11 protein-coding genes are annotated in these 10,032 nt (G+C 48.2%); 9 read left to right on the top strand and 2 right to left on the bottom strand.

Annotated features, from left to right (window positions below; genetic code table 11):
• The 8 genes from CZ360_RS14180 to CZ360_RS03940 all read left to right on the top strand — a co-directional run.
• Window positions 1–326 (top strand): hypothetical protein (locus CZ360_RS14180; protein WP_205411100.1); only part of this gene is annotated, 326 nt, incomplete at its 5' end.
• Between the two features lie 61 nt (window positions 327–387).
• Window positions 388–1,068: a spore cortex-lytic enzyme gene (sleB, locus tag CZ360_RS03970; RefSeq protein WP_407656929.1), complete on the top strand. Its 681-nt coding sequence runs from the start codon at window positions 388–390 to the stop codon at window positions 1,066–1,068.
• Window positions 1,069–1,379: 311 nt separating this feature from the next.
• The gene (locus CZ360_RS03965; protein WP_159438100.1) at window positions 1,380–2,582 is read left to right on the top strand and encodes an ROK family transcriptional regulator; all 1,203 of its coding nucleotides are present in this window, start codon (window positions 1,380–1,382) and stop codon (window positions 2,580–2,582) included.
• 18 nt (window positions 2,583–2,600) lie between these two features.
• Window positions 2,601–3,593, top strand: coding sequence for a GSU2086 family protein (locus CZ360_RS03960; protein ID WP_077532867.1), 993 nt, complete (start codon window positions 2,601–2,603; stop codon window positions 3,591–3,593).
• Between the two features lie 6 nt (window positions 3,594–3,599).
• Window positions 3,600–4,661 carry a bifunctional heptose 7-phosphate kinase/heptose 1-phosphate adenyltransferase gene (locus CZ360_RS03955; protein ID WP_077532866.1) on the top strand — a complete coding sequence of 354 codons (1,062 nt, stop codon included), beginning with the start codon at window positions 3,600–3,602 and terminating at the stop codon, window positions 4,659–4,661.
• Window positions 4,639–5,445 (top strand): HAD family hydrolase, encoded by an 807-nt coding sequence (locus CZ360_RS03950; RefSeq protein WP_077532865.1) that lies wholly within the window; start codon window positions 4,639–4,641, stop codon window positions 5,443–5,445. The genes CZ360_RS03955 and CZ360_RS03950 overlap by 23 nt, the downstream gene beginning before the upstream one ends.
• An 11-nt stretch (window positions 5,446–5,456) precedes the next feature.
• Window positions 5,457–6,104 (top strand): D-sedoheptulose-7-phosphate isomerase, encoded by a 648-nt coding sequence (locus CZ360_RS03945; protein WP_077532864.1) that lies wholly within the window; start codon window positions 5,457–5,459, stop codon window positions 6,102–6,104.
• Window positions 6,105–6,135: 31 nt separating this feature from the next.
• The gene (locus tag CZ360_RS03940) at window positions 6,136–7,122 is read left to right on the top strand and encodes an ROK family protein (RefSeq protein WP_077532863.1); all 987 of its coding nucleotides are present in this window, start codon (window positions 6,136–6,138) and stop codon (window positions 7,120–7,122) included.
• Window positions 7,123–7,266: 144 nt separating this feature from the next.
• On the opposite strand, the gene CZ360_RS03935 is transcribed toward CZ360_RS03940, so the two are convergent.
• A complete protein-coding gene (locus CZ360_RS03935; protein WP_077532862.1) occupies window positions 7,267–8,385 on the bottom strand; it encodes an aldo/keto reductase in 1,119 nt (372 codons plus the stop codon).
• A gap of 18 nt (window positions 8,386–8,403) precedes the next feature.
• A complete protein-coding gene (locus CZ360_RS03930) occupies window positions 8,404–9,246 on the bottom strand; it encodes an aldo/keto reductase (RefSeq protein ID WP_077532861.1) in 843 nt (280 codons plus the stop codon).
• 235 nt (window positions 9,247–9,481) lie between these two features.
• On the opposite strand from CZ360_RS03930, the gene CZ360_RS03925 reads away from it, so the two are divergent.
• Window positions 9,482–9,979: a DsbA family oxidoreductase gene (locus tag CZ360_RS03925; protein WP_077532860.1), complete on the top strand. Its 498-nt coding sequence runs from the start codon at window positions 9,482–9,484 to the stop codon at window positions 9,977–9,979.
• Window positions 9,980–10,032: the final 53 nt, after the last annotated feature.

Raw genomic sequence — 10,032 nt, 5'->3', positions numbered from 1 at the left:
CGTCCCCGCCCTCTCGAGCGGCAACTTGTTTATTCTATCACACCTCATCGCTTTTGTCAAGAACTTTTTTTCCTTGGCCGGGATTCCTTTCCTCCCTCTCGCTGCGGTGCTTCGCTATTATATCACACTTCCTGCTCCTTTGTCAAGGATTTTTTTCCTTTTTCTCAGCAGCACTCCGTGCGACAGCTTTGTTATATTATCATATCCTCTCTACTTTTGTCAAGCAAAACAAATCAGTTTTCCCTTTTGTCTCTATTTTCCCTTTATTCTCGTTCTATTTTGTTTTATTTTTACAAAATAAGAAAAAAATTGGAGAAATGGAATAATTTCAAGTTTCTAATAAAAAATATAAGCAAAGATTCTAAATTAGAAAAGGATGGGTTTTGGGTGTTAAAAAAAATCAGCGCGCTTCGTATCTTGATCCTATTAGTCTCGGTTGTTCTCTGTGTTTCTTTCCTAGTTTATCTGAATCAGGATATTTATCAGGTAAACGCCCTTTCCAGTATGGGCTCACGAGGAAGTGAGGTGACGGAAATCCAAAAGGAATTAAAAAGCCGCGGACTATATAAAGGGAATGTCGACGGTATTTACGGCAGCCAGACAAAAGAAGCTGTTATCAAATTCCAAAAGCAGCAAGGACTCTCTGCTGACGGAATCGCCGGCCCCCAAACGCTTAAGAAGCTGGGGATTTCAATTGGCACAGTTCCGAGCGCTTCCGAGTCAAACGTAAACCTTTTGGCCCGGATTATTTCCGCCGAAGCAAGAGGAGAAAGCTATACCGGCCAGGTGGCGGTCGGCGCGGTGGTTTTAAACCGCGTAGAGCACCCGTCCTTTCCGGATACTCTTTCCGGCGTTATTTACCAGCCAGGCGCCTTCACAGCCATAACAGACGGACAGTTTAATGAAGCGATTGCTGATTCTGCCTATTCTGCCGCCAGAGATGCCCTAAACGGCTGGGATCCTAGCGGCGGAGCGATCTACTATTATAATCCGGATAAAACCAGCAACAAATGGATTCGTTCCCGTCCGGTAATCAAAAGGATCGGCAAGCATCTTTTTTGTTCCTGACAGCGCACGTATATCAAATATGCATGAAAGAAGCAGAACCGTTATAACGGTTCTGCTTCTTTCATATAATCCCTTTTCAAGGATATTTCCCAATGCCCGCTGCAAATTGCTATTTCCATCGTTCAAAAGCTTCCCTTTGCTGAGATATTAATAATTATATTTTATCAATATTTCTTCTATTTTTGATATGTCGCAAAATAGAATTGTAATTATTTGTATATTATATCTATTGTTTTTATCTTTTTAGTAAAATAAAATGATTAATAGAGAACATTTTTCTTTTATAATCAATATTTGATATGGAGTTAGCTATGGAAACAGGAACGAGCAATAAAGATATTCGGATTTTAAACCGAGGGCTTGTGCTGGAATGTATTGCGCGAGGGAACGGCATCAGCCGTGTAGATTTGGCTCGCCAAACGTCCTTGACAAAAACTACCATTACGAACGTAGCGGGAGAATTGCTTGCCCAAGGGATTCTATGCGAGGCCTCTCCGGAGAGCAAGCGTGTTCATACCGGACGCAAGCCTGTTCTTCTGAAAATTTCGAAAGACGCTCCGGTCATCTGCGGTATCCTGATTAAACGACATAGGCTGCAGGTTGTGATCGGGAACCTGCAGGGAATCGTTTTGGACAGTCTCGCTTATGAATATGAGGGGCTTATTGACCCTGAGCAGATGTTTGAAAAATTATCCTCTGCGTTTCTGATCCTGTCCCGGCGCTGTTCAAGCCGGATTGCCGGCGTTGGGATCTCCTGCGTGGGGCCAATTGACACAGTGACAGGCGCCATTCTCAATCCTCCTAATTTTTTTGACCGCGCGTGCAGCTATCCAATTGTGAATCGAATGCGAAAGTTAGCCAATGTCCCTGTCTATTTTCTGCATGATACCAGCGCTTCCGTATTGGCGGAAAAGCTTTATGGAACGCAGATATGTGAAAAAAACTTCGTTTTTCTTTCTACCTTCCAGGGGCTTGGAGCTGGACTCGTGCTGGACGGGAAGGTATATTCCGGCTGTATCGGCCAGGAAGGAGAAATCGGTCACATGTCTATTCGTGAGGACGGGCCGCTTTGCACCTGCGGAAATCGGGGATGTCTGGAACAGTATGCCAGCGTTGAAGCGATGCGCCATAAGCTGGAAGCCTGCCGAACCATCTTCCCCGATCATCCTTTCATGCAAAAGGCGTCTGTCAGCTTTGCGGATTTTATTGCCTATGCCGATCAGAACGATCCTTTGGGACTCATTATTGTGGATGAATACTGCCGCCACGTTTCCACTGCACTAATTAATCTGGTCAACCTCTTGGACATCAATCTGATTGTCATAGAGTATGATACGTATTCTAACGGCAATACATTGGAAACTCTCCTGGAAAAATATATTAACCGGGGAATCCTTTCTTCCAAATACCGGCATATTCGGGTTCGGCAATCTGAGTTTGGGAAAGATATCTCTGCCAAGGGCGCGATTGCTGCTGCATCTATACAGATTTTTCAAGGGAATATGATCTTATAAGGAAAAGGAGCTAGAAAAATGCAACATCATTTATTTCACCCCGAAAAGCTGGATCTTAGCAAAACAGAAACGTTTGACGTTTGGGATCGCCACAATCTGGTACGGATTGACAACCTGGCTAATCCGGAAGATCCGATCAAACCCTTTGACAGTAAAGAACTTCGTCGTCTCGCTTCAGCCATATTGGAAGCCAGAAAGAACGGCCGTCCCGTAATCCTCTTTTATGGAGCTCATGTCATAAAATGCGGCCTGTCCCGTTATTTGATCGCTATGCTTCAGAACGGTCTTGTTACCCATCTCGCCTCAAATGGAGCTGGCAGCATCCATGACTTTGAGCTTGCCTATCTGGGCGGAACCTCTGAGCATGTTCCCACCGCTATTGAGGACGGATCGTTTGGCATGTGGAAGCAAACCGGCGGATGGATGAACGAGGCAATCCGAGAGGGCTATGCCGATGGCCTCGGCTACGGCGAAGCACTGGCTAAATATGTTGACCGGCATCCGGAGCGCTTCCCCTATCGGGAGAGCTGCGTTTTCTATCAGGCCTACCGTCTGGGAATTCCGGCAACCTTTCACATTACCATCGGAACGGATATCATCCATCAGCATCCGGCGGCGGATTTTGCCGCACTCGGCGCGTGCAGCGGTGTTGACTTCGCCGTCTTTGCAAACAGTCTCAAAGAGCTTGAAGGCGGGGTGCATATGAATATCGGTTCGTCTGTTACCGGGCCGGAGGTGTTTTTAAAAGCTCTCTCCATCGTCCGTAATCAGGGATACGGCGCGAAACGGTTTACTACCGCTAATTTTGATATGATTCCCTTAGGCGATTACCACTCCGATGTCTCTGCAGAGCATTTCCATTATTATTACCGTCCCCGAAAAAACATCATCAACCGGCCGGTCAGTATGGGAGGAACCGGGCTTTATGTCCAGGGAAACCATCTTCAGACTATACCCACATTATATTCTCTGCTGTCAGCACAGAATTTTCCATTAACAGAGCAGGAGTGACGTAATATGAAAATAACGCCTTATCAGCCGGTCAGTCGGACTAGGCTGCAGGAAATTTTAAATCGATTCCCATCCGTCCGCGTCGGCGTAGTAGGGGACGGGTGCGTTGATATCTATTGGGAAGCCGATATGACCAAAAGCGTTCTTTCCCGTGAAACACCCCACTACCCCCTCCCCATCCTCCAAGAGCGGTTTTCGCTTGGGGGAGGAGGAAACGTTGCGGCAAATATCAAAAGTCTCGGTGTGTCCCGCCTGTCCTTTGTAACCTGCGTTGGAACAGACTGGCGGGAAAGAATTTTCCGGGATTTCATGGAGCAGCAGGAAATTTCTTACGCGGATGTGCTCCAATCTGCGAAACGGGTTACCCCCGCTTACTGCAAGCCTCTCCGGCACGGAATCTCAGATGTGGTCTATGAGGATCCCCGCTTGGACTTTTCAAACTATGCGCCCCTGTGCCGTATGGATGAGGATCGTTTCCTGGAACGGCTTCACGCAGCCGCCGACAGCAGCGATGTCCTTGCCGTATCAGATCAATTGGAATTTGGATGTATCACCCCACGTATCCGAGACGCCCTTTGCGCCATCGCACGGAGCATGCCGGTCGTCGTTGACAGCCGGGAGCGAATCGGACTTTACCGCCACGCAATCATCAAGCCCAATGAGGTGGAATGCGGCCAAATCACCCGCGCCCCTGCATCATCGGACGATCTGGAACAGCATCTGCCGCAAATTGCAAAACAGCTGAGAGAGCATACCTGCCAGAATGCAGTCCTTACATTGGGCGACCGCGGCGCGGCCTGGATTCAGGAAAAAACCGTTTCTCTGATTCCGGCAGCGCCGGTGTCCGGGCCGGTTGATTTTGTGGGCGCAGGCGACTCCTTTTTAGCAGGATTCTGCTGCGCCATTGCTTCCGGCGCTACCGGGGAAGAGGCTGTTGAGATCGCCAATCTGACAGCCTGCGTAACCATCCAAAAAATTGGCACCACCGGAACGGCGACGGCAAGCGAACTTCTTAATCAGTACGATATCAGACAGGAGAAAAAAGATGGAATGGATCAAGACAGGTAACTATCCCTCTGTTCCGGTAACCGCAGTGGTTCTGGATTTTGACGGCACCATCTCCACATTGCGTGAAGGATGGGAAACAATTATGGAGCCCCTTATGCTGGAAATGATCTCACCCGAGACGCCTCCTTCCGCCGGGCTGGTCAGAAAGGTGCAGGATTATATCTCAGAATCCATCGGAATTCAAACTATTTTCCAAATGGAATGGCTGGCGGAACAGGTGAAAGAGGCTGGAGAATCAAAGGAGCCTCACGACGCCTGGTGGTATAAAGACCTTTATAACCAACGTCTCCTGGAGCAAGTACAGCAGCGGATCGCCCGTCTTGAAAGCGGCGCCTGCCTGCCGGAAAGCTATCAGATCGCCGGGAGCAAGGCTTTTTTAGCCGAACTGCATCGGAAGGGCGTCAAGATCTATATCGCGAGCGGCACTGATGATGTCGACGTTAAAAAAGAAGTAAAGGTACTGGGCCTCGATCAGTATGTTTCCGAAATTCATGGCGCGCCTCACCGCGAAAAAAGCTGTTCAAAGGAAAAAGTGATTCAGATGCTGCTTCGTAAAACAGCATCTGATGGGAACGGGAGCCGGCTTGCCGTGATCGGAGACGGCAAGGTGGAAATCCGTTTAGGAAAAGAGGCCGGCGCAAGGACAATCGGGCTGGCAAGCGATGAAAAGCGGCGCCATGGCGTCAATGAATTAAAACGGGCCAAGCTGATTCAAGCAGGTGCGGATATCATCACAGGAGATTTTTCTCAACCGGAAAAGCTGTTGAAGTTTTTAGGATATTAGGAGGGAATAAAATGAAAGCAAAGCAAAGGGCCATACAGACTTTGGAAGACCTGATCTTCCGTTATCCTATGCTTCAGGATTGCCGGGACTCTATTCTAGAAGCCTTCAGCATGCTCTCTCAAGCCTTTCACGCCGGAAACAAGCTGCTTTTATGCGGAAACGGCGGAAGCGCTGCAGACTGTGAACATATTGTCGGAGAGCTGATGAAAAGCTTTCGGCTGCCACGGCCGATTTCACCAGAACTGAAAAACAGGCTGCTCCAGCAGGGAACAGAAGGCACCCGCCTTGCCGAACGGCTGCAGGGAGCGCTTCCATGCGTTGCGCTGACAGGCCATTTGGCTTTGAGCACAGCATTTTCCAATGACGTTGATCCAAAGCTTGTTTTTGCGCAGCAGGTTTATGGGCTGGCAAGTCCCGGAGATGTCCTTTGGGGAATTTCCACCTCGGGCAGCTCTGCAAATGTCTGTGCAGCGCTTCAGACGGCTAGCGCTATGGGAATTTGTACACTGGGAATGACCGGCAAATCCGGCGGAAAAATGAACCAGCTTTGCTCTGTCGTGATCCGCGTTCCCGAAGAGGAAACTTACCGGGTTCAAGAGCTTCATCTCCCGGTTTATCACGCGCTCTGCGCTGCGCTGGAGCAGCAATTCTTTGGATAATGAAAATACAATCAGAAAGGCGGAAAATCCCATGAAACCGTACTCCATTGGAATCGACATCGGAGGAACCAAATGCTCGGTCGTTCTCGGAAGAACCAGAGAAGCTGAATCATTGCCCGACGATCCCATCCTGGATAAGGATCGCTTCCCTACCAAGGCAGAAATGGGCCCGGACTACATTATCGGCAATCTCTGCGCCTCTCTGCGCGGCCTGCTCAAGGCGCATTCGATCCGCCCGGACGAAATCCATGCAATCGGAGTTAGCTGCGGCGGCCCCTTGGATCATGTACGCGGTATAATCATGAATCCGCCAAATTTGTTTGGATGGGATAATATTCCTCTGGCAAAAATTTTAGAGGATCAATTTCACGTTCCTGTATTGATCCAAAACGATGCCAATGCCTGCGCTTTAGCAGAATGGCGGTTTGGAGCAGCGCGGGGATACAAGAATATCATCTTTCTCACCTTCGGAACAGGGCTTGGAGCGGGACTCATTTTAGATGGAAGGCTCTATACCGGAACCAATGATATGGCCGGCGAGGTAGGGCACATTCGGTTGGAAAACCAGGGGCCGGTTGGGTTTGGCAAGGCAGTCTCCTTTGAAGGATTCTGCAGCGGCGGCGGCATCGCCCAGCTTGCAGGCTTCAAGGTGCTGGAGAGGCTTCAGATGGGCGATAAACCAAGCTTCTGCCCGGATCTCTCCGCCTTAAATCAGCTCAGTGCCAAAGATGTTGCGATTGCCGCAGACCGCGGAGATGAATTGGCAAAAGAAATTTATCGTCTCTGCGGACACTATCTTGGCAGGGGTATTTCTATTCTGACCGATATTTTGAATCCCGAAATCATTGTCATCGGCAGTATTTACGAACGGAGTTCTCACCTGTTGCAGGACAGTATGATGGCTTCCTTCCACCAGGAAGCGCTGCCCATATCCCGCAATTGCTGTAAAATCGTCCCTGCCTTGCTCGGCGACCGGATCGGAGATTTTGCCGCTTTGTCAGTTGCGTTAGAAATATGATTTAACCTCTCCCGCCCGGCGGCACATAGTTGTTTTTTGCCATAGAGAATACAGAAAAAAGACAGACCGTACGATACGATCTGTCTTTCTCTATTATGGGAAGTGCCGCTCCCAGCGTATAAAGTTCCGGCTTCTTTGCTGAAATCAGAAATCGATATAATCCGGATGATAGCCAAAGCGCTTATCCATATTAAAGCTATCAATCCGTTTCATTTCATCTGGCGTCAGCTCAAAATCAAACAAATCCTTGCCTGTTTCCATGTCTTTCCGCCAAATCCCCTTGACCAAAATCACAGCGCCATGCTGCAGTGCCCATCGGTCAATAATCTGACGATTGGTTTTGCCGTACTTCTCCCCTATCCGGCGAATTGGAACACAGTGGTCATAAAAGTCCTTTTCCTCCCTTGGATTACAGGTATGGTCATATGGATTATATTCGACCACCTCCCGCCTTAAGCTGCGCCATGCATCATCAGCCAACGGTGATCCTTCTTCTGTGAATACCTTTGCAATTGACATATTGTATCTCTGTAAATTCATCTCATTTGCTCGGCGCTCACGCTCAGAAAGCTCAAATAATTCCCCATTCATTGATACGTCAGTTTCATAAAGCGGCTTTTTTACCATGACGGCGTCGTTTTTTTCAAAGCCCTTTACAAAAACAATTCCATTGTCCCTGCAGTACCGGCGCAGCTCCTCGCAGGTATATAAAGGATGAAACTGATTCTGATCGACCATCGGCAGCATCTCAAACGCTTTATGCTCCTTTAGCATTTCCAGATGCTTCACATCAAAATTGCATACTCCGATTTCGCGAACGACATCCTGATACAGGTTCTGCATGCTAATCGGATAGCCGTTATCGCTTTTCGAATAGTCGGGCGGGCCGGACCATGCGCTGCTGGCAGAATAATAATATGGCCACGCAAGGGAAACAAGATCCAGAGTCCCGCCAAATTGTTCCAAAAGCTCATTGGTCGTACCCGCTCCTGGGACATTACGGTTTTGGGTATCCCCAAACCGGCAGGCTATAAAAAACTCTTCCCGGCTGATCCCACTGCGGTCGATCGCCCTTCTCAAAGGAATCAGGCAATCGTCGTCATAGCTCAGGTCAAAATATCGGTAGCCCAGTTCAATTGCATCCAAAAAAATTTCGGTCTGCGTTACGTGATTATAAGAATGTTCTGTAGAGCTATAGCCGATCACCGGCATGGTGTTCCCATCCCGAAGCGCAATGGCCGATTCAAATGTTAGCTTGTTCATCAAACTATTCACCTCACATTAGAAATTAAAATTGTCGATGTCCCGATTTATTTGCCCTTCCTTATTAAGAGAATCGATCATGGCGACTTCTTCCTCCGTCAGTTCAAAATCATAAAGATCAATATTGTCTGCAATATGTTTTGGGTTAGAGGAGCGCGGAATTGCCGTGACACCATGCTGGAGATCCCAGCGCAGAATAATTTGGAAGGTATTTTTGTTGTATTTCTCAGCCAACTGCTTTAGGATGGGATTTTCACGCAAAAGGCCCCGCGCCACAGGCGAAAACGCTTCAAAGTGAATGTTATGCTGTTCACAGAAAATCCGGTTGTATTCGTTCATGCGATATGGATGGAATTCATCCTGCTGCACATGAGGCATCACCTCGCAGGTCGCCATTACCTCCAGCCAATGGCGGCGGTTTAGATTGGAAATTCCAATCGCGCGGGTTCGTCCCGAGTAGTATAAATATTCCAGGATTTCCCACGCCTCCTGAATTTTTCCCTGCGGCGGCCAGTGAATTAAATAAAGGTCTACATAATCAGTCCGTAAATTGCGCAGAGACTGTTCAAAACTACGGACAATCTCTTTTCTGCCGCCCCGAATTGTTCCGGGCGGCACCTTCGTCGCAATAAAAAATTTCTCTCGGTCAATTCCACTGTTTCTCCACGCATTTCCTACGCCATGTTCTGTTTCGTATGCGATTGCTGTGTCCAATAGGCGGTACCCTGCGTCGATTGCTGTTCGGATAATTCTTTCCTGTTCCGACGCCCAGGGAGTAATCTCCGCACAGCCAAACCCGATCAGCGGTATCCTGACACGGTTGTTTAACATGATTGTCGAATCGATGGTTAAATTGCTCAAGCTCTACGCCTCCTACAATAATTTTATTTTCTCCCTATCCTTAATGATAAGGAACAGATACAATTGTCCTTGTCTTTATTTCATTGTAGCAAGCTATAGACTGTCCCGTAAATGGATTCAGTTATGGATAATTTATGCATCAGATTACAAAGCTTTCCCTCTGTAGCTCTAATTGATTTTTTCGAATGCTGTGGCTATAATAAGCTTAAAAGCATTTACAGAAAGGAGACAGACTATGCAATTAGAAGTATTCTTTGACTATGTATGCCCTTATTGTTATCAGGGCCATAAAAATCTGCTAAAGCTGCTTCCCAAATATCCGAAGCTTGCCATCATCTGGCGTCCCTGCGAAGCTCATCCAAGACCAGAACCAGCGCGAATCCACAGCGATCTGGCCATCCAGGGCATGTATTATGTACAGGAGCGGCAGGGAGACTTATGGAAATACCATGCACTTGTTTATGCCGCCCATTTCGATCAGGGAAGAAATATTTCTGACCTCAGCGTATTAGAGCAGCTTGCCGCCGAGTGCTGCTCTGACGGTTCCGGTTTCCATGCCGCACTTATGGAAAACCGTTATGCGCAGAAGGTTGAGGAAGGCAACCGGGCCGCCTGGGAAGAATATGGTTTTTCAGCGGTACCAAGCTACCGTTCCGGCCCCTATCAGATCGGCTCCCGTGACGGCGTGCTTGTCCCGCCGCACAAGCTGGAACAGTTTCTGGCGTCATTATAAATTATAAAAGGAAGGAGCGCAGACAAATGTCTGCGCTCCTTCCTTTTATATGG

Source organism: Massiliimalia massiliensis, assembly GCF_900155615.1.
Taxonomy (GTDB): Bacteria; Bacillota; Clostridia; order Oscillospirales; family Ruminococcaceae; genus Massiliimalia; species Massiliimalia massiliensis.
Note: the sequence above shows the minus strand (reverse complement) of the source record. Positions and strands in the feature narration are given on the sequence as shown.